The sequence below is a fragment of the Dactylosporangium sp. NPDC051485 genome (assembly GCF_040682015.1).
Classification (GTDB): domain Bacteria; phylum Actinomycetota; class Actinomycetes; order Mycobacteriales; family Micromonosporaceae; genus Dactylosporangium.
Genome location: NZ_JBFAZW010000139.1, coordinates 1 through 23231 on the forward strand (window position 1 = coordinate 1; position 23231 = coordinate 23231).

Annotated in this window: 23 protein-coding genes; 12 read left to right on the forward strand and 11 right to left on the reverse strand. The window is 73.5% G+C overall.

The genetic code is table 11. The features are described from left to right. Positions 1–95: 95 nt before the first annotated feature. The gene (locus tag AB0M46_RS45385; RefSeq protein WP_363346819.1) at positions 96–329 is read right to left on the reverse strand and encodes a hypothetical protein; all 234 of its coding nucleotides are present in this window, start codon (positions 327–329) and stop codon (positions 96–98) included. 600 nt (positions 330–929) lie between these two features. Between AB0M46_RS45385 and AB0M46_RS45390 the strand changes: the two genes are divergently transcribed. Then, positions 930–1493 carry an NUDIX hydrolase gene (locus tag AB0M46_RS45390; protein ID WP_363346779.1) on the forward strand — a complete coding sequence of 188 codons (564 nt, stop codon included), beginning with the start codon at positions 930–932 and terminating at the stop codon, positions 1491–1493. Here the strand turns inward: AB0M46_RS45390 and AB0M46_RS45395 are convergent. From AB0M46_RS45395 to AB0M46_RS45405, 3 genes are all read right to left on the reverse strand, one after another. After that, a complete protein-coding gene (locus tag AB0M46_RS45395) occupies positions 1490–2866 on the reverse strand; it encodes a helix-turn-helix transcriptional regulator (protein WP_363346781.1) in 1377 nt (458 codons plus the stop codon). The genes AB0M46_RS45390 and AB0M46_RS45395 overlap by 4 nt on opposite strands. 383 nt (positions 2867–3249) lie before the next feature. Further along, on the reverse strand, positions 3250–4068 hold the full coding sequence (locus tag AB0M46_RS45400; RefSeq protein ID WP_363346783.1) for a DUF2637 domain-containing protein: 819 nt from the start codon (positions 4066–4068) through the stop codon (positions 3250–3252). Further along, complete coding sequence (locus tag AB0M46_RS45405; RefSeq protein WP_363346785.1) at positions 4065–4439, reverse strand: hypothetical protein; 375 nt, start codon at positions 4437–4439, stop codon at positions 4065–4067. Before AB0M46_RS45405 ends, AB0M46_RS45400 begins: the two co-directional genes overlap by 4 nt. 78 nt (positions 4440–4517) lie before the next feature. On the opposite strand from AB0M46_RS45405, the gene AB0M46_RS45410 reads away from it, so the two are divergent. After that, positions 4518–5669 carry a hypothetical protein gene (locus tag AB0M46_RS45410; RefSeq protein WP_363346787.1) on the forward strand — a complete coding sequence of 384 codons (1152 nt, stop codon included), beginning with the start codon at positions 4518–4520 and terminating at the stop codon, positions 5667–5669. 151 nt (positions 5670–5820) lie between these two features. Here the strand turns inward: AB0M46_RS45410 and AB0M46_RS45415 are convergent, their stop codons facing one another. Next, entirely contained in the window at positions 5821–7203 is a 1383-nt protein-coding gene (locus AB0M46_RS45415; RefSeq protein ID WP_363346789.1) for an MFS transporter, read from the reverse strand. A 103-nt stretch (positions 7204–7306) separates the two neighbouring features. Between AB0M46_RS45415 and AB0M46_RS45420 the strand changes: the two genes are divergently transcribed. Further along, on the forward strand, positions 7307–8149 hold the full coding sequence (locus tag AB0M46_RS45420) for a helix-turn-helix transcriptional regulator (protein WP_363346791.1): 843 nt from the start codon (positions 7307–7309) through the stop codon (positions 8147–8149). A 14-nt stretch (positions 8150–8163) separates the two neighbouring features. Here AB0M46_RS45420 and AB0M46_RS45425 read toward each other — a convergent pair whose 3' ends face one another. Further along, the gene (locus AB0M46_RS45425; RefSeq protein ID WP_363346793.1) at positions 8164–8622 is read right to left on the reverse strand and encodes a hypothetical protein; all 459 of its coding nucleotides are present in this window, start codon (positions 8620–8622) and stop codon (positions 8164–8166) included. Positions 8623–8660: 38 nt separating this feature from the next. On the opposite strand from AB0M46_RS45425, the gene AB0M46_RS45430 reads away from it, so the two are divergent. Both AB0M46_RS45430 and AB0M46_RS45435 read left to right on the forward strand, forming a co-directional pair. Further along, complete coding sequence (locus AB0M46_RS45430) at positions 8661–8807, forward strand: hypothetical protein (RefSeq protein WP_363346795.1); 147 nt, start codon at positions 8661–8663, stop codon at positions 8805–8807. Next, positions 8804–9382 (forward strand): DUF4232 domain-containing protein, encoded by a 579-nt coding sequence (locus tag AB0M46_RS45435; RefSeq protein WP_363346797.1) that lies wholly within the window; start codon positions 8804–8806, stop codon positions 9380–9382. The genes AB0M46_RS45430 and AB0M46_RS45435 overlap by 4 nt, the downstream gene beginning before the upstream one ends. Positions 9383–9478: 96 nt before the next feature. Here the strand turns inward: AB0M46_RS45435 and AB0M46_RS45440 are convergent, their stop codons facing one another. Next, positions 9479–11401: a discoidin domain-containing protein gene (locus AB0M46_RS45440; protein WP_363346799.1), complete on the reverse strand. Its 1923-nt coding sequence runs from the start codon at positions 11399–11401 to the stop codon at positions 9479–9481. A 144-nt stretch (positions 11402–11545) separates the two neighbouring features. On the opposite strand from AB0M46_RS45440, the gene AB0M46_RS45445 reads away from it, so the two are divergent. From AB0M46_RS45445 to AB0M46_RS45460, 4 genes are all read left to right on the forward strand, one after another. Then, positions 11546–11776, forward strand: a complete 231-nt coding sequence (locus tag AB0M46_RS45445; protein WP_363346801.1) for a hypothetical protein — start codon at positions 11546–11548, stop codon at positions 11774–11776. A gap of 223 nt (positions 11777–11999) precedes the next feature. After that, positions 12000–13403 carry a hypothetical protein gene (locus tag AB0M46_RS45450; RefSeq protein WP_363346803.1) on the forward strand — a complete coding sequence of 468 codons (1404 nt, stop codon included), beginning with the start codon at positions 12000–12002 and terminating at the stop codon, positions 13401–13403. Continuing rightward, the gene (locus tag AB0M46_RS45455) at positions 13400–14536 is read left to right on the forward strand and encodes a hypothetical protein (protein WP_363346805.1); all 1137 of its coding nucleotides are present in this window, start codon (positions 13400–13402) and stop codon (positions 14534–14536) included. The genes AB0M46_RS45450 and AB0M46_RS45455 overlap by 4 nt, the downstream gene beginning before the upstream one ends. A 274-nt stretch (positions 14537–14810) precedes the next feature. Beyond that, positions 14811–15365, forward strand: a complete 555-nt coding sequence (locus AB0M46_RS45460; RefSeq protein WP_363346807.1) for a GNAT family protein — start codon at positions 14811–14813, stop codon at positions 15363–15365. A 73-nt stretch (positions 15366–15438) separates the two neighbouring features. Here the strand turns inward: AB0M46_RS45460 and AB0M46_RS45465 are convergent, their stop codons facing one another. The 3 genes from AB0M46_RS45465 to AB0M46_RS45475 form a co-directional block, all read right to left on the reverse strand. After that, positions 15439–16989 (reverse strand): DNA polymerase ligase N-terminal domain-containing protein, encoded by a 1551-nt coding sequence (locus tag AB0M46_RS45465; protein ID WP_363346809.1) that lies wholly within the window; start codon positions 16987–16989, stop codon positions 15439–15441. Positions 16990–17475: 486 nt separating this feature from the next. Beyond that, entirely contained in the window at positions 17476–18282 is an 807-nt protein-coding gene (locus AB0M46_RS45470; protein WP_363346811.1) for an NUDIX domain-containing protein, read from the reverse strand. A 36-nt stretch (positions 18283–18318) separates the two neighbouring features. After that, positions 18319–18621, reverse strand: coding sequence for a hypothetical protein (locus tag AB0M46_RS45475; protein WP_363346813.1), 303 nt, complete (start codon positions 18619–18621; stop codon positions 18319–18321). Between the two features lie 116 nt (positions 18622–18737). Between AB0M46_RS45475 and AB0M46_RS45480 the strand changes: the two genes are divergently transcribed. After that, positions 18738–20072: a glutamate-cysteine ligase family protein gene (locus AB0M46_RS45480; RefSeq protein ID WP_363346815.1), complete on the forward strand. Its 1335-nt coding sequence runs from the start codon at positions 18738–18740 to the stop codon at positions 20070–20072. Positions 20073–20112: 40 nt separating this feature from the next. Then, positions 20113–22005, forward strand: a complete 1893-nt coding sequence (locus tag AB0M46_RS45485; RefSeq protein ID WP_363346817.1) for a SpoIIE family protein phosphatase — start codon at positions 20113–20115, stop codon at positions 22003–22005. Between the two features lie 9 nt (positions 22006–22014). On the opposite strand, the gene AB0M46_RS45490 is transcribed toward AB0M46_RS45485, so the two are convergent. Then, complete coding sequence (locus AB0M46_RS45490; RefSeq protein ID WP_363346821.1) at positions 22015–22881, reverse strand: NADP-dependent oxidoreductase; 867 nt, start codon at positions 22879–22881, stop codon at positions 22015–22017. A 163-nt stretch (positions 22882–23044) separates the two neighbouring features. Here AB0M46_RS45490 and AB0M46_RS45495 point away from each other — a divergent pair. Further along, positions 23045–23231: cupin domain-containing protein (locus AB0M46_RS45495; RefSeq protein WP_363346823.1), on the forward strand; the 187-nt coding region annotated here is incomplete at its 3' end.

Genomic DNA, 23231 nt, shown 5'->3' on the forward strand with positions numbered 1-23231 from the left:
AATTTCCTTAACCATTATCTTTTCAATCGGTCACGTTCCTGCCCCTTGGTGTGGTGTCGGCGCACTCCGCAGCGGCGCGCCGACACCACACCCGTTCACCGCCGCTTCGGCGGCAGCACCGCCGCAGGCAGCCCCATCAGGTCGACATAGATCGACCGGCGCTCGACCGCATCACCGGCCGCGTTGAGCTGGTAGCCGTCCAGCCACGCCCAGCCCTCCCACGACGTGGTCCAGTCATGGGTACGGATCACCCGGAAGCAGAACCCGTTCCCCGCAGCGAACTGCGGGCTCGCAGCCGAACCGACGTACACGACGTCACCCGGCCGCACCGTCGACTCAACCCGTCGTGTAGGCACCGCAAGCCGCCTCAGCTCGCCCGCGCCAGACCGGCGCCGCTGACCCGCCGCGCTCCCACCAGCTCCGGCCGCGACGCACCCGGCGTCCGCCGAGGCAACCGCAGCGACGGGCGGAACAACCGCGCCGCCCGCTCGCGCGCCTCACACGGACCCGGCACACCGCAAGCAACGCACAGGCCGTCGCCGCACGACATCACATGACGGTCAAGATCCGCCTGCGCACGTTCGATCGAACCCACGCCTCGATAGGTGCTCATGGCTCCCTCTCGATCTCCAGGCGGCCGGGCGCACCGCCTCAACAGCGCCGCCCGCCCACAAGGCGGTGCGCCCAGCCTGTTCACCCGCTGCCACGGCCCATGCGTCGCGAAGCGGCGGGGGGACTCGGTGATCGGTGCCGGGTGTGACCCCTGTAACTGCGTTAGCCAGCAAGGCTGCGCACCTGGTCACGACACCTTTCGATCAGTAGCCTTGCCGTCGCAGCCGGTGAATTGAAAGGGGAACGCCGTAAGCCGCTTGTCAGCCGACACTCACCTGCGGCGTACCCGATCGGCGTACGCCGGATAGTGTTCGTCTATGACCACGGAGCCGAAGCGCGCCAGCGAGTGGACGATCCACGGCGAGCGCATCATCGACGACACCCGGCGCGCTGTCCTGAGCGTTGCCGACGTGGAGTTGCCGGATGGCGTTCGATTTGAACAATACGTATTGCGGGTGCCGGGCGCCGCAATGGTCATTGTGTTAGACGATGCCGAGCGTGTCTTGATGATGTGGCGGCACCGATTCATTCTGAACCGCTGGGTGTGGGAGCTGCCTGGAGGCTATCTAGATCCCTCAGAGGACCCAACGTCGTGCGCGGCGCGAGAAGTCGAAGAGGAAACCGGCTGGCGACCGCGGAACATGGAACGAATCGTGACGTTCCAGCCGATGGTGGGGACGATCGATCAGGAGAATGCGGTGTTCCTCGCCCGCGGCGCGGACTTCACGGGCGAGGCGCCAGACATCAACGAGGCAGAAGCCATCGACTGGATTCCGCTCGACCGGGTTCAGCAACTCATGGAGAGCGGCGAGATCATAGGAGCGGGTACCATATCCGGCCTGCTCGCCGTCTTGCTACTGAAGGCGACTGGCAGACTTTAGCTGGACTGGAGTACCGGCCGTGCTAGCTCAGCAAATTCCCGCACGGCGGGCAGACCAACATGTTTTGCAAGGCGGTCGGCAAGGTCTGCGAGATAATCCCGCGCCCGCGACGAATGCAGACCTTCTGCCGCCTCCAACGCCTGCATTCCAACCTTACTCGCCTCTTCGGGTTCACCTGACTGGACGTGGGCAACTGCCAGCAGTGCCAAGTTGAACTGCCGCCCTCTCGCGTAATGCCTGCCGTCCATGTCCAGCGACCGCACAGCGAAACGCTGCGCTATATCACCCCGACCAAGGGCAGTGAAGCAGTGCGCGAACTTCGCCGCGAGGTAAGCCTCATCGAAGTATCCGATCCACTGCGGATCACTGGCCCGATCTGCCTTGTCGAACACCTTCTCAGCCCTGTTCAAAGCTGCGCCGCACGCCGCTTCGTTACGGCCCACCGCGTGGCCTTGAGCTTCAAGCACGGCTGACTCTGCTTGGATTGCTGCGATTCCAGCCTCGGTTGCCGCTCTGCCCGCGGCGCGAGCAAGGTCAACAGCTTCTGCGGAGGCGCCCATGTAGGCCGCCTGATGACTCATTGCCGCGAGGATCTCCGCGCCGAGGGCGCGATCACCGGCGCCGGCAGCCAATCGCAGCGCTTGAATCATGTAGCGCTGCGCCAAGCCGTGCATTCCGGCGTCATATGATGTCCAAGCGGCCAATTGCGTTGCTTCCGCAGCCGCAGATAGTAGGGCGCGGCCCGTGGTTGGATCATATCGCCCGTTCAGCATTTCCTCGACATCATTGCCGAGAAAGCGGATGACGCTATCGCGAATGTGGCCGCCTCCGAATTGGTTATCCAATGTTCGATAGGTAGCCGTGATGCGACGGACGGTTTCTATGTCTGGATCACCGATGAGTCGAGCGCCTGCACCTGCCGGCCGTTCATCCAGCGGTGAAGTAAGCCACCGCATGGCGGGGGCTAGAAATATCGATGCACTAAATCCGGCTCCGCGTAGGAGGTCTCGCCTTTGCATATCTTCCCGCCACAAGTCCAAAGCGATATCAACGCCATGTCGCCAATCCGGCGCGAACTCTAGTCCACCGGGAGCAACTGCCGCCTCAACTTCGGCGCCAACAGGCCGCGAAGTGCTGTCGGCTGACACCAGCCGCACCATGGCGGACAGTTGTCCTCCAGCCTGGAGGGCAGCGTCTAGCAGTGCGGCTACAGGAACGCTCGGGCGTTTGGTGCCCGCCTCAAGGTCCCACAGATGTCCGTGAGAGACGTGGACAGCCTTGCCGAGTCGGCGCAACGACATGCCTTGCAGCTCGCGCAGTTGCTTAAGCCGTCCCCCAAAAGCCGGATCGGCGCTAACCTTTCGTCGGGGCATGGCATCGCTCCCAATAGGCCGGCGTCTTTCGTTCCCACCACTGACCACGACGGTACCTGTCCTGTCCGAGTTCTGGACAGTGGCGCCACTGGATCTACGTCTGTCGCACCCGTGTCGGCTGACAGGTGTGGCCATGAATCTGACGAGGAGTGAGGCCCGTTCGTTGGACACGCCGCGCCCGCCTTCGCGCATGCCCTCGGCGGGGTTGTCCCGCGACAGTGACCGGCCAGCAGCGGTGAAACTGATGCGGGCCGCGCGGGCCGCTAGTACGAGGTGGGCGACCGTGCGGAGTCGCGGACCGCTGCCGCGCCGCCCAGGTTGTTCAATGTGTAGGAACGGCCGGCAGCCCCAGGGCGGGGCTGCCGGCCGTCGATGTCAGCGCGCTACGCGGCAGGTTCGTCGGGCAACGCCTCAGCCGCGAGCGCCTTGAACACTGCTGAAACGCGAGTATTCGAGGCGGCATGGCCATCAGCTCGCAGCTGTCGGGCCAGAGCGTCACGGCTTACCGAACGCCCCGCACTGAGCAGCTTGTTCCGGGCGTCGCGGGCCGCGGGCAGCAACGCCGACACGTCGAGCGTGGACGGCAGTACCGGCACCGGCGTGGGCGCCGTTTCTGCGATTGGCTGAGCGTCGCTCCGGCCGTCCGCCGGGCCGTCCGACTCGGTTGGGTGATCGTCCCGCGTGCCTCGGTCGTCCCCGACGTTCAGGACGGGACGGGCGGGACCGTCCAGGACGAGGGGGACCGTCCCGGAAGGTGTCTCGGGAATCAGCGCGGTCACCCGGACGGGCTCGGTTTCCGCCTCGGCGGCCGGTTCGGCTGTCGGGTGGTCGAGCAGGCCGAAGAGGAGCTTGACCGCGATCAGGAACGCGAACGCGGGCCAGCCGGACACCGCGCGGCCGATCCAGTCCGAGCCGCCCACCGCGACGTTGGCGGCGAAGCTCGCCGCCGTGCCGGCGATCAGCGCCGCCCACGGCAGGTACCCGGAGCGGCGCACGGCGCGCTTGTCGGCCAGCAGCACCAGGGACGCCACGATCTCGATGCCATCGACCGACAGCGGGAACATGTGCGCCCGCCAACTGTGCTCGCCGTGCGCCTCGGCGAGTTCGGCCATGTGGCTGTAGGAGATCGCACCGGCGATGCCAGCCAGTCCGACGACAGTGAAGCCCGCTGCCGCCCGGATCGCGTTGTCTACCCGGCTCACCGGTTCGCCTCCTCGTCGGTCATCGCGGAGGCGACGAGCGCCGACAGGGCCGCCAGGAGCGGTGCGGCGGACTCGACCGGCATCGCCAGTTCGGTGTACCGGTCGACGGTGATCCGCAGGTACGTCGAGCAGCGCCACGGCGCTACCGACTCGGACAGGGACGCCACGGCGTGCGGCGGGATGGGCCAGTTGCCCGCGCGCAGGTTGAGCTGAAGGTCGGCCGAGCGGTGCTCGCCGCCGACGCTCGATTGGTAGCCTGCTGCCTGCGTTGCGGGGTCCGCGGTGCATCGAGTGGGGTCGCACCAGGTGGGATGTTGCTGGTCAGGGGTGTTGTCGGGGGTTCCGAAACTTCCTTGGCTTTTTACGTTCACTGACTACGGTGAAGAGCCAGAGCTCGCGGGGGCTGGAGGCGCTGCGCGAGATGCTTTCGACGATCGAGGAGCGCTGAGATGGACGAGGACGAGCTGCGACAGCTCATGCTGGCGGCCGACGTGCCGCCGAGCGGTGCCGACGTGCGCCGGGCCGTCGCCGACGGGCGGCGGGCCCGCGCGCGGAGGATGGTGTTCAGCAGTACGGCGGCCGGGGTGGCGGTGCTGGCCGCGGTCGGCACGTTCGCGGCCTTCGGGCCGATGCGGGCGGGGCCGTCCGGGATCGAGCCGCCCGCGACCGGCGGCACCCGGTCGGCCGGCGGTGCGCCCGCGTCCGGCTGCACGGCCGCCTACCTGGAGGTCCCGGCCGGCACGACCGCGATGGCGAGGGCGATCGACCCGGCCGGCAACCTGATCGGGGGCTTCGTCGACCCGCAGCACCCGCACCCGGCGCGGTGGGGCGAAGGTGGGCTCCTCGAGCGGCTGCAGGGCGTGACCGGCGACGTGGCCGACATCGGGGCCGACGGGTCCGTGGTCGGCTACGAGGTGAACCAGGCGGACGAGAGCACGGGCTGGGTGCTGGCCGGCGCGCAGAAGATCGAGCTGGCCCGGCTCTCCGGGTACCGGTGGACCAACCCGAGCGCCGTCAACGCCTCCGGGGTGGTCGCCGGCTGGGTGCACGGCCAGAGCCTCGACCAGACCGCGCCGGTGACGTGGTCGAGGGACGGGGCCGTGCACGCGCTGCGGGTGCCGGCCGGCGCCGGCGACAAGGACGTCCTGTCGGCCACGGCCCGGGGTATCGGCGACGACGGCACCGTCGTCGGGGGCGTGCACGGGGTGCCGGTCGCGTGGGCCCCGGACGGCACGCCGCGGGCGCTGCCGCTGCCGGCCGGCAGCCAGGGCGGCCAGGCCTGGGCGGTCGCGGGGAAGTACGCCTATGGCAGCGCCGGCCCGACCGCGGTGCGCTGGGACCTGACCGCTGGCACGGTGACCGAGCTGCCCCCGGGCGGCGACCTCGGCGCCCGCGCGGGCACGGCCGGCGGCATGGCGCTGCTGACCGGCAACGGCTCGGACGTCCCGGCCCAGCGGGTCGCGCTCAACGGCGTGTCCGACCCGCTGACGGGCCCCCACGGCGAGCCGGCCATGGCCTTCGCCATCAGCGCCGACGGCACCACGATCGCCGGCGTCGTCGCCGAGGGCGAAGGCCGCCCGGCCGTCTGGCACTGCCGCTGACCACGCACACATCCAGGTCGGCCGCCGGGGCGATTGCCTCCGGCGGCCGGCCGTGCCCGCCCGGGCCGCCCGGGGTGCTGCTCGGCGGCGACGATGCACCCGGCCGCGGCCCTGTCCCGGCTGCTGGACCACCTGGTGCACACCGCTTACCTCAGACCACCCGGCGCAGGCCGCGATGGATGGCGAACGCGCCGACGAGGGTGATCGCGGCGTCGGCCAGCACCGCGGCGTGCAGCCCGCCGAGCACGGACGGCCCGGCCGCGGCCACCGCGCTCATCAGCGGGATGCCGATGGTCAGCGCCACCTGCTGTGTCAGCGTCGACAGGCCCGTGGCCAGGCCCTGCTCGCCGTCGGGCAGCCCCGAGGTGGCCGTCACCGTGTATGCCACGATGGCCGCCACGTGCCCGAAGAAGCCGACGGCGAGCGCGGCCAGCAGCGGCCAGTACATGACCCGGGCGTCGCCGAGCAGGGCCAGCGTGGCGAAGGAGAGGCCCTGCACGGCGAGGCCGCCGACCAGCGTCACCCGGCGGCCGAACCGGCCGATGAGCCGCCCGCCGAGGACGCCGGCGAAGACCGCGGCCACCCCGGGGATGCCGAAGGCCAGACCGGTCGCCAGGGGCGGGTAGCCGAGCACGTCCTGGAGGTAGATGGTGCTGAGGAAGACCACGGCCGAGCCCATCGCGAAGACGAGCAGGCCGCCGAGGTTGCCCCAGCGCACGGTCGGGCGGCGCAGGATGCTGATGGGGGCGAGCGGCGCGGCCGCGCGGGCCTCGATCCGCCAGAAGGCGGCGAGCAGCGCCGCGCCGGCGGCGAGCGCGCCCAGCACGACGGGGTTCGTCCAGCCGAGGTGGGCGCCTTGGCTCAGGCCGTACACCAGAAGCAGAAGGCCGGCGGTGACGGTCGCGGCGCCGGGCACGTCCAGCCGGGGCCGCTGAGGGGAGCGCCCGGACTCGACCACGAACGGGGCCACCGCCAGGACGATCAGCGCCACGGGCACGTTGAGCAGGAAGGCGTACCGCCACGAGAGCACGTCCGCGAGCAGCCCGCCGACCAGGGCGCCGGTGGTGAACCCGCCGGACAGCAGCGCGCCGTTGAGCCCGAGGGCCCGGTCGCGCAGCGGCCCCTCCGGGAACGCCGTGGTGAGCAGCGACAGCGCGGCCGGGGTGGCCATCGCCGTGGCGAGGCCCTGCAGCACCCGCCCGGTGAGCAGCTGGGCCTGGGTCTGGGCCAGCCCGCCGAGCAGCGAGGCGACCACGAGCAGCGCGAGTCCGGCCAGGAACAGCCGGCGCCGGCCGAACAGGTCGCCGATCCGCCCGAACAGCAGCGTGAAGCCGGCCGCCGGCAACGCGAACGCGGTCGCCACCCACTGCAGGTCGGCCAGGCGGAAGTGCAGCCCGGCACCGATGGCGGGCAGGGCCACGTTGAGGATGGAGAAGTCGACGGCGAGCATGAACTGGGCGCCGAGCAGCAGCAGGAGCGTCGTGCGCTGCCGCCCGGACATCCGGGCCGGGGCGGTCTCGAGGACTGCGGTCATGCCGACACCCTGCGGCGCCCGGCGATCGTCGAGAAAGCCCCGCGTCATTGGTACCACCGGCAGTGGCAGGCTCCGCGCCGGCGCGACTGGCAGACTGGCACGCATGGAGGGGTTGGGCGAGTTCCTGCAGTCCCGCCGGGCCGGCCTGCGGCCCGCGGACGTCGGCCTGGTCTCCTACGGCGAGCGGCGCCGGGTGGCCGGGCTGCGCCGTGAGGAGCTGGCCCAGCTGGCCGGGGTCAGCGTGTCGTACTACATCCGTCTGGAGCAGGGCCAGAGCCAGAATGCCTCCGACGAGGTGCTGGCCGCCCTCGCCCGCGCGCTGCGCCTGTCCGACCTGGAGCGCCGCCACCTGTTCACCCTCGCCCGCCCGGCCGCTGCGGCCGTGCCGCCGGCCCCGGAGGTCGAGCACGCGCGCCCCGGGGTGCGGCAGCTGCTTGCCGCCATGACCGACGTCCCGGCGGTCGTGCTGGGCCGCTGCGGCGACGTGCTGGCCTGGAACCGGATCGGCCACGCGTTCCTGGCCGGCCACGTCGACCCGGACCGCGCCGACCGCCCGGCGGAGCGGCCGAACAAGGCGCGGATGCTCTTCCTGGACGCGCACATGCGGGAGCTGTACGTCGACTGGTCCAGCAAGACCCGCGAGTGCGTCGCCTACCTGCGGATGTTGGCCGCCCGGCACGCCGACGACCCGAAGCTCGCCGAGCTGGTCGGTGACCTGTGCGTGCGCAGCCAGCGCTTCGCCGAGCTGTGGGCGGACCACGCCATCGACGAATGCGTGGCCGCGGTCCGCGAGTTCCGGCATCCCGTCGTCGGGCGGATGACGCTGACGCAGGAGGTGCTCCACCCGGACACCGCCTCTGACCAGATCTTCCTGACGTTCACGGCGGAGCCGGGCTCACCGTCGGCGGCCGCGCTGCAGCTGCTGTCCCTGTCCGTGCGCGCATAGGGCGCTTCGCGGCGTCACCGCCTGCGGGTGAGCTCACACGTCAGGACCCTGCGCAGGGCGTCGACGACGTCGCCGGGCGGGAAGCGGGTCAGCGCCGTCGTCTCCGCCCGCCGCAGCGCCGCCCCCAGGCCGGCGGAGGGCGCCGAGCGCACCACGGCCACCAGCCAGGCCTCCAGCAGGGTCGGGTCGTCGGGCAGCTCCAGATCGTCCGCGGCCGGGGAGGGCGGCGACGCGGACCCGTCCGGCAGCGGCAGCCCCTGCGAGGCGTAGGCGGCCGGCGGCACGCCGACCCGGTACGCGTGCACGCACGTCGGCGTCCCGGTGGCCGCGTCCACCCGGTATCCCCGGGTGGGGTCGTAGGGGTGCCCCGGGCCCGGCCGCGGCGCCACGTCGAAGGAGCCCAGCGCGAGCGACTGGCCCGGGCAGGCGACACAGGTCGCGTCCCGGATCTCCGCGGCGCTGGGCAGGACCACGCCCCCGACGGTACCCGCCCGCGCGGTACCGTCCAGCGATGACCACCCCGCCAGCCGGCCCGGGCCGCGCCCGTCAGGCCATCGTGACCGCGGAGCCGGACCGCACGGTGGCGGTGACCGGCGCCGCGCCGGTGGCCGCCCTCGACCCGTCGCTCCCGGCCCGGGCGGCAGGAGCGTGCGCATGAGGCTACGGGGAGGTGCGGTCAGGACCGGGCCGCGAGTGCTGCTCGCGGCCGGGGTGCTCGCGGCGCTGGCCGCGTGCGCGAAGCCGGTGCCGCCGGGCAGCACGTTGCCCACGCCGGTGAGGTCATCCGTTGTGCCGTCCACCGGCCCGGACGCCGAGCAGGACCCGGCCGGGTGCCCGGGCGAGGGGGTGCGGGTCACCGCCGAGCGCGGGGACGCGGCCATGGGGTACCGCGAGATGGCCGTCAAGCTGACCAACTGCGGCGACCGGCCGTACCAGGTCGCCGGGCGCCCGCAGGTCGCGGTGCTCGGCAAGGACCGGGAGGTGCTGCCCGTCGACATCGTGCCCAGCACCCACTGGAACCAGACCGCCCACCCGGTGACGCTCGCGCCCGGCCAGAGCACCTCGGCCGTGCTCGCGTGGCGCAACCTCGTCACCGACCCGACCGTGGTGGCGACCAGCGGGGTCTACCTGTCGGTGTCACCCAGGCAGGGGGCGCCCGCCCAGGTGGTACGCCCGGAAGCCCCCCTCGACCTCGGTAATACTGGGCGGCTCGAGGTCAGCGTGTGGTTATAGAGTGACCGACTGTGCTGATGTCGTACACGCACTACGAGTTCGTCGACGACATGATGACGCTGGCCCTCGCGCTCGGAGCTTCATGCGAACTCCCTACTACGAGTACAGGCGGATGTCGGCGATGCTCCACCAGTTGCCGGCGGAGGCCGTCGACGTGATGCGCAGGTAGCGCGCCCGGGTCGGCCTGATGTCCACATTGGACAGCTGTCCGGTCCCGGTGCCCTGGGCGGCGGTCGTCCAGTGCGTGCCGTCGGCGCTGGTGGACAGTTGCCAGCCGCGGGCGTAGTCGCCGACGCTGGCGCCGCTGTCGATCGCGACCCGGCGCACCTGCTTCGCCGAGCCGAGGTCGACCTGGAGGTACTGCCCGGGCTCCTGCCCCGTCCCGCTGGACCAGCGGGTGGAGCCGTCCTCGTCCACGGCCGCCTTGGCGTCGGTGCCGGGCGGCGAGGACGTGGCCGTGGCGCCGGCCATGGACAGCAACCGCAGGCCGTCGTCGAGCACCCGGCTGGCCGGCCAGGTGAACGTGGCGAGCGAGCCGCCGGGCAGGGTGTAGTCGAACGCGTGGCCGCCGACCGCGACGGTGAAGGTCCGGGGCGCGTCGTTCTCGTTGTGGGCCACCAGGACCGTCGAGCCGTCCGGGTTGCGGAAGGCGACGTCGGTGACCTCGCCGTTCCAGGCGGGGTTGCCGAAGCTGGTGCTGGCGATGCGCACGGCGCCGGGTTTCACGAACTTGGCCAGGTGACCGATCGTGTAGTACTCGGCGTCGGTGGTCCAGGTCCCGTCGTCGCGCACGGTGATGAGGCCCGTGCAGGTGCCGCAGCCGCCCAGGTGCGGGCCGCCGGTCGGGTCCAGGGCGAGGTTCCAGGTCACCGCCGACTTGGCCCAGTTGCGGGTGACGCCGACGGTGATGGTGCGGGCGTGCCACTTGAGGGTGTCGGTGAAGTACTGCGCCGGGGTGTCGCCGGCGCCGTGCGAGCCGGAGCACTCGGTGAACCAGATGCCCTTGTCCGGGAACGCGTCGTGCAGGGCGGTCTGCGCGCCCGGGTCGCCGTAGTAGCAGTGGTACGCCGTGCCGGCGACCCACTTCGAGGCCGGGCCCGACAGCAGCTTGTAGGGGTAGTTCGTCTCCGGGTCCTGCCCGGGCGGGGTGTTGGCGACGTCGTTGGGGTGGGTCTGCCAGTTGTGGTCGTAGCCGAGGATCTTCGTGCGGGGGCTGAGGAACCGCAGCAGCGGCCCGAGAATCTCGATGACCTTGGCGGCCTGGGTGGTGTCGAGCCCCATGACCGGGCCGCCGCCGGCGTCGCGGTTCTGCGGCTCGTTCTGCACGGTGATGTAGTCGATCGGCGCGCCCGCGGCGGTGTAGGCGAGCACGAACCGGGTCAGGTAGGCGGCGTAGGCGGCGTACACCTCGGGGTCGTCCTTGAGCTCGCCGCTGGCGAGGGAGTCGCCGGTCTTCATCCAGGCCGGCGGGCTCCACGGGGTCGCCATGATCTTCAGCTGCGGGTTGAGCCGCTTGGCCTCCCGCAGCAGGGGCAGCACCTGCGCCCGGTCGTGCTCGACGCTGAAGTGGGCGAGGGTGAAGTCGGTCTGCCCGGGCGGCATGTCGTCGTACGTGTAGTGCTCCGGCGCCGCCGTGAAGTCCGACGCCCCGATCGGCTGGCGCAGGAAGCTCACCCCGGCCCCGGAGGCCGGGTCGAAGAGCGCCTTCATCGCCGCGGCCCGCTGCTCGGCGGGGAGCCGGTAGAGCACGCTGGCCGAGGAGTCGGTGATCGACGCCCCGAAGCCGTCCATGCTCTGGTAGGTCCGGCTCGGGTCGACGGTGATCGTGACCTGCCCGCTCGCCGCGGTCCCGAACGGCACGGCGGCCCGCTCGTGCATGAGCTCGGCCCGGTCGATCGTGGTCACCCAGACGCGGGCCGAGGGCTCGGTGCCCCGCCCGGCCTGCGCGGCGGGCGCCCCGGCCAGCCCCAGGGCGACCATGACCCCGCCCGCGACCAGCGGTAACAGCGTTCGTTGCATCGCAGTGACCTCCGAGGGTGCGGTGTGTAACAAATGAAACACAAATGTAACGGAGTGTTCGTCGGCACAGCATCGATCGGCGCCGATTGTCAAGAAACCCAGGGTGTTTCATTCGTTCCACGCGCGGGGCGGATACTTGCCCGCGTGGTGCTCTCGCGTAGGTGGTCCGTGTTCCTGGTGCTGGTCGGCGTATGGACCTGGGTGATCTGGCCCCGGTTCCTGCTCGCCATCTGGCGCGACGATCGCGCCTGGGGCCCGTCCGGCGGGCCGACCGCCTTCCTCTGGGTGCACGTGGTGCTCATCGCCGCCTCCCTCGCCATCGGCACGACGGTCGGCGTGCTGGGCGTGCGCGGCTGGCGCTCGGGTCGCAGATAGACGGAACCTTCCGGCCCCGCGAAGTGGGATGGGCCCTTCACCGCCGTCAGCTCCTCGGGCGGCTGAAATGCGGGCGCGGGGACCGGCCGGGCGGCGCTAGGCTGACCCGGCCGGTCGCGGGACTGCACGCGCGACTTCCGGAACCCGCCTCTACAGCGAAGCTTCGCAGTTCGCACGCCGAACTCCCCGACCGGCCTTTTCGCTTCACCAAGGGGAAGGTGCCGTGGAACTGTCGGAGCTCACCGCGTGCGAGGACGTCGTCATGTTCGTCAACGCCGCCGTCGCCGCCACCGGGCAGCGCGAGTTCCACACCGAGGCCGAGGAGCAGCGGCTGTCGCTGCGGTTCCTCCACGACTACGTGCGCGTCAACTACCGCGAGATCTACGCATCCACCCTCGCGCTGGACATCAACGACCTCAACGCGGCCACCATCGCGCTGCACCTGCTGCGGTCGGCTCAGGACGTACACCTGGAGCAGCGACGGCTCGAAGGGCGCCTCATCGCCGCCCGGCTGGCCCGGCTGGCGCCGCAGCGGGTGTACCGCCTGTTCCGCGCTCTGCGCGCCGAGGGCATCAACAACCGTCGCACCCGCGCCATCGTGCGGGACTGGGTCGCGGCCCGGCCCGACGTGGCCTTCGACGCCGTGAAGTACCGCCGCGGCCTCACCGCCGCGGCGGGCCACGCCCACCTGCGGCTGCCCACCGAGGTCGGCACCGTGCTGTTCGACTGGCGCCGGCCGAAGCGCTACGCCACGCCGATCCTGGAGTCGTGGCGGCGCGCCCACTACGAGAAGGACGCGCTGTTCGACCTGCCGTACACCGTCGCCGAGGGGCTCGCCTCCACGCGGCGCCGTGACCTCGACCGGGCCGGCTTCCTGCGGTCCATCGCGCCCCGGCTCACCGAGCTGGAGCGGCTGCGGCTGCAGCGCTCGGGCGGCGAGGCGGTCGGCGGCGCGCTGGAGCGCCAGCCGCTGACCCGGCTCGCCCTCTACGCGCTGTCCCTGCCCCGGCCCGAGCGGTCCCGCCGCCGCGAGGAACTGACCGCGGCGCTGCGGGCCGCCGCCCGTCGCGCGGCCGGGCGCCGGGCCGGCACCTGGGGCCCGGTGGTGGCCGTGCTCGACGACAGCTACTCGTCGTCGGGCTCGGCGGTGAAGCGGCGCCGGCCCCTCGCGGTGGCGCTCGCGGCGCACTACCTGCTCGAGGCGCTGTCCCCGCGGTACCGCGGGCTCTGGCTCAACCACACCGGCGACCCGCTGCTGGTCCACCCGGCCGGCGCCACGCCGCTGGGGGAGCGGCTCCTCGACGCGCTCGAGCAGCGCCCCGACCGGGTGATCGTGGTCTCCGACGGCTGGGACAACGCCCCGCCCGGGCAGGCTGCCGAGGTGCTGCGGGTGTGGCGGCAGCGGCTCGACCCGGCCGGGCGCACCTCGGTCGTGCACCTCAACCCGGTCTTCGACGGCGAGGCCTTCGACGTGCGCCGGCTCTCGCCCTTCGTGCCCAGCGTCGGCGTGCGCGACGCGGAGGACATCGCGGCGCTGGTCGAGCTGGCCCGCTTCGCAACCGGCGCGGCGAGCTTCGCCGAGCTGTCCGAGTACCTGCGCGAACGAGTGGAAGGATTCCTGCGGTGATCCCGGGACTGCGCGCCGGCCCCGCCCAGCACTGGGGCGCGGCCCGGCTCGTGCCGCTGCTGCGCGACGAGCCGATCGCGGACCTGCGCCTGCACCGGCGCGTCTACGACGAGGACGCACTGTCCATCGTGGAGCTGCACCCGCGCGAGGCCTACGTCTCCTACATCCCGCACGCCTTCGTGGCGACCTGGACCCCGGACGGCACCCCCGCGGCCGCCTACGGCACCCAGCTGTGCGACCCGCGCGAGCCCGGCCTCCCACGGGTCGCCGGCCTGCGCTTCCGCCGCCGCATGACCCGCCGCGAGGACCGCCACCGGCTGCGCTTCCTGCCGCTGCACCTGGCCCTGGAGGGCTTCCTCGACCTGCAGTTCGACGGCCCGCCGATCGCCTGGGAGGAGTGGACCCGCGCCGCCGTCGCCCGCGGCCTCTCCCCGCGCGTCGAGGAGGCCTACCGCGGCGCCGAGGTGCGCGGCCTCGACGACGCCCTGCGCGTCTTCGAGATCCACCCGGGTCAGTGCGGCGTCGCCCTCTACCTGGCCGATGCCCTCGCGAGCGTCTTCGTCGTCCCGCACCCGGACGACTACCGGGCCCTGCACCCGACGCTGCTGCAGGACTCCTACGGCGAGCTGCTGTACCTCTACACCCAGCTCTACCCGGCCGTGCCCGGCTTCGCCCAGCCCCTGCGTGACGCCGCCGTGCACTCGGTGGCGGACCTGCGGGCGGAGCTGTCCCGGGTGCGGGCCGAGTGGGCCGCCTTCCACGACGAGGTCATGTTCACCGTGCGGGCCATGCCGAGCCGCCCGGTGTACCGCCTGGGCCGCTTCACCCTGTCCCGCTTCCTCCCGCCCTTCGATCCCGCCGCGGAGAACCACATCGGCGAGAGCATCACGACGCCGTCGGGGGAGGTGGCGTACCTGAAGACATTCCGGCTCTCGGCGGCGCAGGCCCGGCGCGGCCACCTGCTGTCCCGGCTGGCCGCGCACGCGTGGAACCTCGACGAGACGGCCGCGGCGCTGGGCACCGATCGGCAGGGACTGGTCGTGCGCCTGGACCGGGCCGGGTTCGGTCACCTGCTGCGCCCGGACATCCTCGACGAGTGCCGCCGGACATCCGCCGCGCATGCCCGGGCATGACGCCGGCCGCGAGCTGCTGATGCGGCCGGCGCCATACCGCCGTGTTGTGCTGTCCCCCGCGGCCAGTGGGGGATGTCACCCGGCTGCCGGTGAGCTTGTGCGATCGCATGCTTCGCTTCCGGTACCGCCAGTTTCGGCAGCCCGCCCCAGACGCGCCGCGATTTCGGCGCGGAGCCACCCGATCGATGCCATGTTTGGCCCCCGGCCGAGGGGAATCAATGGATCGCAGCAAAACCCGAGACTTGTGGGGGAGGAGCCGCGTACAGTCCCCGCCGTGTCCGACGTTCCGCTGGTGCCCGCCGCCCTCGATCTCGGTGGCCTCGTGCTGCGCGCCCCGGCCGACGCCGACGCCGATGCCGTCGCGGACGCCTTCACCGACCCGGCGCTGCGGATGTGGAACCCGCCCCCGGCCTACGCCGAGGACCCCCACGCCAACGCCCTGGCCTGGATCCGCGAGCGCGCCGACTGGTCCGCCGGCACCCGCCTGGCCTGGGCGGTCGCGGCCCCCGGCGGCCCGCTGCTCGGCTCGGTCTCCATCCGCGTCGACGCCTCCAACGCCAACGCCACCATCGGCTACTGGACCGTCCCCGCCGCCCGCGGCCGCGGCGTGGCCGCCCGGGCGGTGCGCGCCGCCGCCCGCTTCGCCTTCGACGTGGCCGGCCTGCACCGCATCGAACTCGCCCACGCGGTGGCCAACCCGCCCTCGTGCCGCGTGGCCCAGGCGGCCGGCTTCCCCCTGGAGGGCGTGCTGCGCGAGGCCTACACCTACGGCGACGGCCGCCGCCACGACGAGCACCTGCACGCCAAGCTCCGCACCGACCCGGACTAACCGTTACCGCAGCGACGGCCGCCGCCACGACGAGCACCTGCACGCCAAGCTCGGCACCGACCCGGACTAACCGTTACCGCAGCGGCGGCAGCTGCTGCGTGTGCTCCAGCACGCCGGCGAACAGGTCGCCGCGCGCGGCCAGCCGCGCCCCGATGGTGCGGATCGTGAACTCGTCCGGCCGCAGCCCCGGGTCGTCGAGCTCGTCCCAGTCGATCGGCGCCGACACCGGCGCCCCCGGCGCGGGCCGCGGGCTGTACGGCGCGATCAGCGTCCGGTTCACCGCGTTCTGGGTGAAGTCCAGCCGCGCCCGCCCGCCCCGCTCCGCCTTCTCCCAGGCCCAGCTCACCAGCTCGGGCACCACCGCCCCGACCGACCGCGACAACCGCTCCACCCAGCCCCGCGTCTCGTCGAACCCGGGCCCCTCCGCGATCGGCACCCAGATCTGGATCCCGCGCCGCCCGCTCACCTTCGCCCGCGCCGCCACGCCGAGGTGCTCGAACGCCGTGCGGTGCAGCCGCGCCAGCACCAGCAGGTCGTCCCACGAGGTGCCGTCCCCGGGATCGAGGTCGACCAGCGCATACGAGGGCCGCTGCGGCCGCTCGGTCCGCGACGTCCACGGGTGCCACTCCAGCCCGCCGAAGTTCACCGCCCAGACCAGCGCGGCCGGCTCGTCCACCACGAGGTGGTCGCTGCCCGACGTGGGCTCCGTCCACCGCGGCAGCCACTCGGGCGCGTGCCCCGGCAACGCCTTCTGCCAGAACCCCTTCGTCCCCGCCCCGTTCGGATACCGGTGGAGGTTGAGCGCCCGCCCGGCCAGATAGGGCACCACGGCCGGGGCGATGTCCAAGGTGTACCGCAGCAGCTCCCGCTTCGTCACCGGCGCCTCCCGCCCGCGCCCCGGGAACAGCTCCTTGCCGAGGTTGGTGACCCGCAGCTCCCGCCCGAACACCCGCCAGGTGCCGCTCTCCCCGAACCCGTCGAGCTGGGCGAGCGCTTCCTCCCGCGCCTGCGCATCCTCCGCCGCGGGCGCCTGCGGATCCTTCGCGGGCCCGCGCAGCTGGACCGCCGCGCGCGCCTGCGGAACCTTCGCGGGCCCGCGCAGCCGGACCGCCGCCCGGGCCGCGGGCAGATCGGATCGCCACAGGAACTCGGGATCGGCCTTCACCTCGTCGCTGGAGCGTCCACTGAGGACCGACAGCGGCAGGCCGGCCGGATCGAACCCGTCGACCGCGTGCTCGTCGCGCTTGTGCATGAGCAGCCACTCGTCCCCGCGGGTGCGCACGATGACGAACTTGCCGCGCAGCTTCTCGCCGTACAACTCGATGTGCAGCTCCCCGCCGGCGACCGCCGCGACCGGATCCCCGTCCTTGTACGGCACCCAGGTCCCCGCGTCCCACACGATGACGTCCCCGCCCCCGTACGTCCCGGCCGGGATGATCCCCTCGAACGCCACGTACTCCATGGGATGGTCCTCGACGTGGAACGCCGCACGCCGCACCTTGGGGTCGAGCGAGGGCCCCTTCGGCACGGCCCAGCTGGCGAGCACCCCGCCCATCTCGAGCCGGAAGTCGTAGTGCACCCGCCGCGCCCGATGCAGCTGCACCACGAACCGCAAGTCCCCCACCTCCCCAGTGTGTCCCGCCCGAGGCCCCACCGCCCCCGAACGCGACGCACCGGCTCAACCGGGCGCCCGCGGCTGCCGTCCACGATCCGCGCCCGAGGCCCCTGAGCACCGGCCAGTTCTGGTGCTCCCGGCACCCAACTTCCTGCCCGCGCTGCCCGCGCTGCCCCTTTCGCTGCCTCGTCGGCCCGCCGCCCAACGATCACTGCGAGCCTGTTCTGCGAGCCTGTTCTGCGAGCCTGCTCTGCGATACAGCGTCGGCCTGGGACGCTGCCCCGTGCTGCGGCCGTCGGCTGTCTCGTTGACTCGCCGTCGGCCGCGGCGCCGGGCCTGACCGTGCCGGCGTTGGTGGTGCGCCGGTAGCCGCGCCCGCCGCGGCCACGGCTTCCACCGACTCGGTGAGAGCCCGCTCGGCGCCGCGCCGCGAGCACCGGCCCCGCGTCGGTGAACGCTCGCAATCGGCCCCCGGAAGGGGGACGCCGCGGGTTGTCAGGCGCCGGCGCGGCGGCCGGCGGTCTCGGCGCGCACCGGGCTGGCGCGGCTGCTGCGGATGAGGCCCTGCAGGGCGACCGCGGCGGTCGGGGCCAGGTCGGTGGTGGCCAGGTCGTCGGCGAGGATGCCGGCGTCGCCGAGGTCGCAGCGGCCCGCCAGGACCGTGATCTCCAGGTGCGAAGCGCGTCCGGTCACGTCGGGCAGGGTGCCGTGCCAGTGCGGGAGCAGCCGGTCCGTGAACTCCACCGCGGCCTCCTCCGCCAGGGCGCGGCGAGCGGCCTCCTCGATCGGGGCGCCGGGCTGGGCCTGCGCGGCGGGGAGGGCCCACTGGGACGGCTCGAACGGGGCCGTGGGGGAGCGGCGGCGCAGCAGCACCGCGCCGCCCGGGTCGACCAGCAGGGCCAGCGCCAGGCGGATCGGCTCGGTGGCGGGCGGGGGAGGCAGGCGGCCCAGCGCCGTCAGGACCCGGTGGCGCAGCAGGGCGTGCTGGCCGCGCAGGCGGGACGGCGGGCCCTGTGGGAGGGCGAGCGGCTCGGCGCCGACGACGAGCTCGCCGGGGCGGAACTGGTCGCGGGTCAGGTCGACGTCGGTGCCGTCGGGGAGACGGTTCCAGTAGTGGTGGCCGGCCGGTTCGCCGCCGGCGGTCACCCGGCCGTGCACCAGGAGGCCGCCCAGAACCTCGGCCGCGACGAGGGCGGTCGGGCCGCACTGGCCGCGGGCGGGGTTGCCCGGGTGCCAGTCGGCCAGGTCGGACGGGTCGCACGTGTCGGGGCCCCACGAACGCAACAGGATGGGGAGCAACATGCGGGCATCATGCCCGAGGGGTACGACAAAAAATGGTCATCCCAGGTCGTGCCAGTGCCGGAAGGTGGCGAGCTTCTGGCGGGCCCGGGCATCGACCTCGGTGCCCAGGCCGTTGGTCTCGGTGAAGAAGGCGATGGCCGCGGTCAGGTCCCCGCACTCCTCGATGAGGCGCTCACGCAGGTCGGACTCGTCGTAGTAGCGCTCGCGGCCGGAGACGCCGATGAGCTTGCCCAGGATCTGGATGAGCTCGCCGGCCTCCTCGGCCAGCTTGGCCAGGCCGGGCCAGACGTCGGAGCCGATCTCGTACGGGCCGGCCGGGGGATATTGCTGATCTTCCACCCCGGAAAGGGTAGTTCGTACTCTGCGACGATTACGCTCCGGGGAAGGCTCGGCTACTATGGGCGTCTTCCGGCGGCGGGCGGGGGCCTTGGGCGCGCCTAACAAGGGAGGCCCGAGTGGGTCAGACAGACACGGTGCCGCGCCTGGACTTGCGCCGCGTCTTCGCCGCGCCGCCCGGGCGGACCGAGGCGGTCGGCCTCGAGGTCGAGGTCGGGCTGGTCTGCCGCAACAACCTGCGCAACGCGTCCTACCCGCAGGCCCTGGCGCTGTTCGACGGGCTGGTGCGCGGGCACGGGGCCAGCCCGGTGCTGGACGGCGCGTTCACCGTGGGGGCCGCGATGCCCGGCGGCGGCACGTTCACGCTGGAGACCGGGGGCGCGCTGGAGTACTCCTCGGCCACCTTCGCCACCGTCACCGGCGCGGTCGCCGACGTGCGCGACAACCTCCTGGCCGCGGCGGGCATCGGCGCCGCGCACGGCATCGCGCTGACGACGGGCGGGATCGTGCCCTTCGCCGCGGCCGACGGCATCGCGTGGAACCCCAAGCCCCGGGTGCGGGTCATGCGGGAGTACTTCCGCGACCTCGGCCCCGACGGCGGCCACGCCGACGAGGTGATGGGCCTGATCCTGTCGGCCCAGACGACCCTGGACTACGTGTCCGAGGACGACCTCATGGACAAGCTGCGGCTGCTGGTGCGGGCCGCGCCGGTGGTCGCCGCGCTGTTCGTGAACTCGCCGGTGGCCGCGGGCGCGGACACCGGGGCGCTGTCGCGGCGCATGCAGTACTGGCGCCGGTTCGACCCCCGCCGCTGTGGCGTGCTCGGCGCCGCCCTGGACGCGGGGGCGGGCGTGGACGAGCTCATCGAGTGGGCGGCGCGCCTGCCGATGATCTACCGGTTGGTCGGCGGCTCGCACGTGGCGGCGCCCCGGATCCCGTTCCGGCAGGCGGTCGAGGAGGGCTTCGGGGACGGGACGTACCCCACCGAGGCCGACTGGGAGCTGCACCTGAGCCAGGTCTGGCCGCACGTGCGGGTCCGCCGCACGCTGGAGACGCGGCTGTCCGACGCGCCGCCGTGGCCGTGGTTCGGGGCCGGCGCGGCGGTGTGGGCCGGCCTCGCCTACGACCCGCGGGCCCGGGCGGCGGCGGGGGCGCTGCTGCGCGAGCTGACCGCGCCCGCGCTGGACCGGGCCCCGGACGACGTCGCGGTCCGCGGGCTGCGGGCCAGCATCGGGCCGTACCGCGCCCGCGACCTGGCCCGGGAACTGCTCCGCCTCGCCCGCCAGGGCCTGACCGCGCGAGTCGCGGCCGGGCTGGAGCGGCCCGAGGCGCTGCCGCTGCTCGAGCCGCTGGAGGAGGTCTGCGACACGATGGACACGTTCGCCGACCGCGCGCTGCGCGCCTGGCGCCGTGGCCCCTCGGAGTTCCTGCGGGCCTTCAGCGTGCCCGCCTAGGCCGGTGTGCGCCTGAGGCACGCCTGACAGGATGGGTCCCATGGACGCCGACCCGATCCGCTCAGCCGTCGAGCAGGCGCCCTACATCCTCATCGCCTGCGAGGGCCCGGAGCTGACGGTGGCCGGCCTCAACGGGGCGTCCCGCGCGCTGTTCGAGGGGCTCGACGTGCTCGGCCGCCCGCTGGGCGAGGCCCTCGCCGACCTGGCCGGCCAGCAGTGGATCGATCTGTACCGGCAGGTGTACCGCACCGGCGAGCCCGTCACCGGCGAGCGCTGGCGCGCGCACCTCACCCTGCCCGACGGCTCGGTGCGGGAGATCTTCGCCGACTTCAGCATCACGCCCTGGCGCCACCCGGACGGGCGCATCCGCGGCGTCATCGGCGGCGGCGTCGACGTCACCGGCCTCGTCCAGGCCCAGCTGTCGGCCGAGCGGCACGCCGCCGACATGCAGCAGCAGTACCGCCGGGCCCGCGACGTCGTCGACGCGCTGCAGCAGGCGCTGCTCCCGCGCGGGCTGCCGCTGCTGCCGGGCGTGCGCGTGGCCGCGAGCTACCTGCTGGCCGGGGCGGGCGCGGCCGCGGGCGGCGACTGGTTCGACGCGGTGCCGCGCCCGGGCGGGTCCGTCGGGCTCGTCGTCGGCGACGTGGTCGGCCACGGGGTCACCGCCTCGGGGGTCATGGGCCAGCTGCGGGCCGTGCTGCAGGACCGGCTCGACGACGGCGCCCGCCCGGCCGCCGCCGTCTCCGCCGCCGACCGCCTGGCCCGCCGGGTGCCGTCCGCCCGGGCCGCCACCGCCTGCGTGGCCGTCCTCGACGTCACCACCGGCGAGCTCGCCTACTGCACCGCCGGCCACCCGCCGCCGCTGGTCGTCTCGGCCACCGGCGAGGCCCGCTACCTGCCCGCCTCGGGCGGCGCCCCGCTCGGCACCGGCGGCGCGTTCCCGGTCGCGACCGCGCGGCTGGCCCCCGGCGACGTGCTGCTGCTCTACAGCGACGGCATCATCGAGCGCCCGGGCCGCACCGCCGAGGAGGCCGCCGCCGAGCTGGCCCGGGTCGCCGCCGACGCGGTGGCCGGCCGCGCCCTGCACGCACCGGGGGCGTCCCCGGCCGAGCGGGCCTGCACGCAGATCGTCGAGCTGCTGGTGCGGGCCAGCGGTTACCGCGACGACATCACCCTGCTGGCCGCCCAGCTGGCCGCCCCGCCCGAGCCGCTGCGCGCCGACGTGCCGCCCGACCTGACCCGGCTCGGCGCGCTGCGCAAGACCTTCGGCGCCTGGCTGGAAGCCCTCGGCGTGACCGACGAGGACGCGTTCGCCCTCCAGCACGCCGTCGGGGAGCTGGTGACCAACGCGGTCGAGCACTCCGCCGCCGGCGAGCAGGTCGGGGTCGTCGCCCGGCTCACCGATACCGGCGTGGCCGAGGTCACCGTCACCGGCCGGGGCGCCTGGCGGGAGCCGCGGAGGGTCTCCCCGCGCGGGCGCGGCCTGGCCCTGTCCTCACAGCTCGTGGACGACCTCAGCCTGGATCGATCCGGCGACGGTACCGTGGCCACCCTGCACCACCGCCTCACCCGCCCGGCCGCCTTGCTGGGCCGGTCCGCCCCCGAGTCGCGCCCGTGCCCGCAGCCCGCGGCCGACCCCGAACTGTCCATCATGGACGATGCCGGGCACCCGGGCCGGGTGGTGCTGGCCGGGCCGATCGACGGGGGGAGCGTGGACCGGGTGCAGCACGAGCTGTTGTACCGCTCGCGCGGCGGCACCCTGCCGCTGACCGTCGACCTGGCCGGCGTGACGTACCTGGCCAGCGCCGGGGTCGCGGTCCTGCACGCGCTCGCCGCCCGCCACCGGGCCCACGGCACCGACCTGGTCCTGGCCGCCCCGCCCGGCAGCCCGGCCCGCCACGTGCTCGCGCTGGTGGCGTTGCCGTGCTCGTGACGTGAGCCGTCAGGGCGTCAGCACCGTCTTGCCCCGCAGCAGGCCGGCCTCGGCGTCGCGGTGGACCGCGGGCAGGTCCGCCAGCGGGCGCTGCGCGGCGATGTCCAGCCGCACGACCCCGGCGTCGACCAGGGCCACCAGGCTGGCCAGGTGCGCGGTGTCGTCACGCATCACGAAGTGGACCGATCTGACGTCCGAGCCGGGTGGCACCGCGACCGGCGTGGTCACGGACACCACGGTGCCGGCGGGGCGCACGTGCCGTACCAGATCCGTGGGTGTCTCCAGCGGGACCAGGTTGACGACCACGTCGAACGGGCCGGGCGGCAGGCCGAGCCGGTAATCGTGCACCTCGTGCGCGCCGAGCGCCCGCACGACGGCCTCGCTGCGCGGGCTCGCGGTCGCGGTGACCACGGCCCCGGCGTGCCGGGCCAGCTGCACCGCGAAGCCGCCGATCCCGCCGCCGGCGCCGTTGACGAGCACCGACATGCCCGCCGCGACCCGCGCGTGCTCGAACACTGCCTGCCACGCCGTCAGGCCGGCCACCGGCAGCGCGGCCGCGTGGGCGAGCGGCACGCCCCCGGGCGCCCGCACGAGCCGGCCCGCCTCCACGGCGACGAGGCCGGCGGCCGCGCCCCCGTCCACCCGCGCGACGACCGGTTCCCCGGTGCCGACGACGGTTCCCGCCAGGTCCCATCCCACGGTGTACGGCAAGGACACGTCGAAAACCCCGCGCAGCCACCCGTTGCGCAGACCGATCTCGGAGGGGTTGAACGAGGTCCCCGCCACCCGCACGAGCACCTCCCCGTCCCGGGGCACCGGCGCCCGGACCTCGTCCAGCCGCAGCACCCCGGCGTCCCCGTACGCATGCATCCGCATCGCCTTCACGGGCCCGACGCTACGGACGCGTGGGTCACCGGCCCATGCCGCAGCGTCCCGGGGACATACGCGTGCGTCTCGCGCCGGGGGCATGCGTGACGGCGTGGACGTGCTCGGCTCGCCGGTCCGTGCCGCTGCGTCCTGGGGGCACGCGCGTGCGGGCATGCTTGACGGCGTGGATGTGCTCAGCGATGCGGTCGCCGCGATGCGCGCCGGCCGCCCGGTCTCGGCCCGCCTGGCCTGGCGGCCGCCGTGGGGGCAGCGCTTCGCGTCGGTGCCGGGCGCGGCGGGCATCCAGGTGGTGCTCGGCGGGGCGTGCTGGCTGATCCGCGACGACGCGCCACCCGTGC

Coding starts and splice junctions, on each gene's coding strand:
- AB0M46_RS45420 (WP_363346791.1), top strand. CDS start 7,307: ATGGAGGGGTTGGGCGAGTTCCTGCAGTCCCGCCGGGCCGGCCTGCGG.
- AB0M46_RS45435 (WP_363346797.1), top strand. CDS start 8,804: ATGAGGCTACGGGGAGGTGCGGTCAGGACCGGGCCGCGAGTGCTGCTC.
- AB0M46_RS45470 (WP_363346811.1), bottom strand. CDS start 18,282: ATGTTGCTCCCCATCCTGTTGCGTTCGTGGGGCCCCGACACGTGCGAC.
- AB0M46_RS45490 (WP_363346821.1), bottom strand. CDS start 22,881: ATGCGGATGCATGCGTACGGGGACGCCGGGGTGCTGCGGCTGGACGAG.
- AB0M46_RS45415 (WP_363346789.1), bottom strand. CDS start 7,203: ATGACCGCAGTCCTCGAGACCGCCCCGGCCCGGATGTCCGGGCGGCAG.
- AB0M46_RS45410 (WP_363346787.1), top strand. CDS start 4,518: ATGGACGAGGACGAGCTGCGACAGCTCATGCTGGCGGCCGACGTGCCG.
- AB0M46_RS45390 (WP_363346779.1), top strand. CDS start 930: ATGACCACGGAGCCGAAGCGCGCCAGCGAGTGGACGATCCACGGCGAG.
- AB0M46_RS45395 (WP_363346781.1), bottom strand. CDS start 2,866: ATGCCCCGACGAAAGGTTAGCGCCGATCCGGCTTTTGGGGGACGGCTT.
- AB0M46_RS45430 (WP_363346795.1), top strand. CDS start 8,661: ATGACCACCCCGCCAGCCGGCCCGGGCCGCGCCCGTCAGGCCATCGTG.
- AB0M46_RS45440 (WP_363346799.1), bottom strand. CDS start 11,401: ATGCAACGAACGCTGTTACCGCTGGTCGCGGGCGGGGTCATGGTCGCC.
- AB0M46_RS45485 (WP_363346817.1), top strand. CDS start 20,113: ATGGACGCCGACCCGATCCGCTCAGCCGTCGAGCAGGCGCCCTACATC.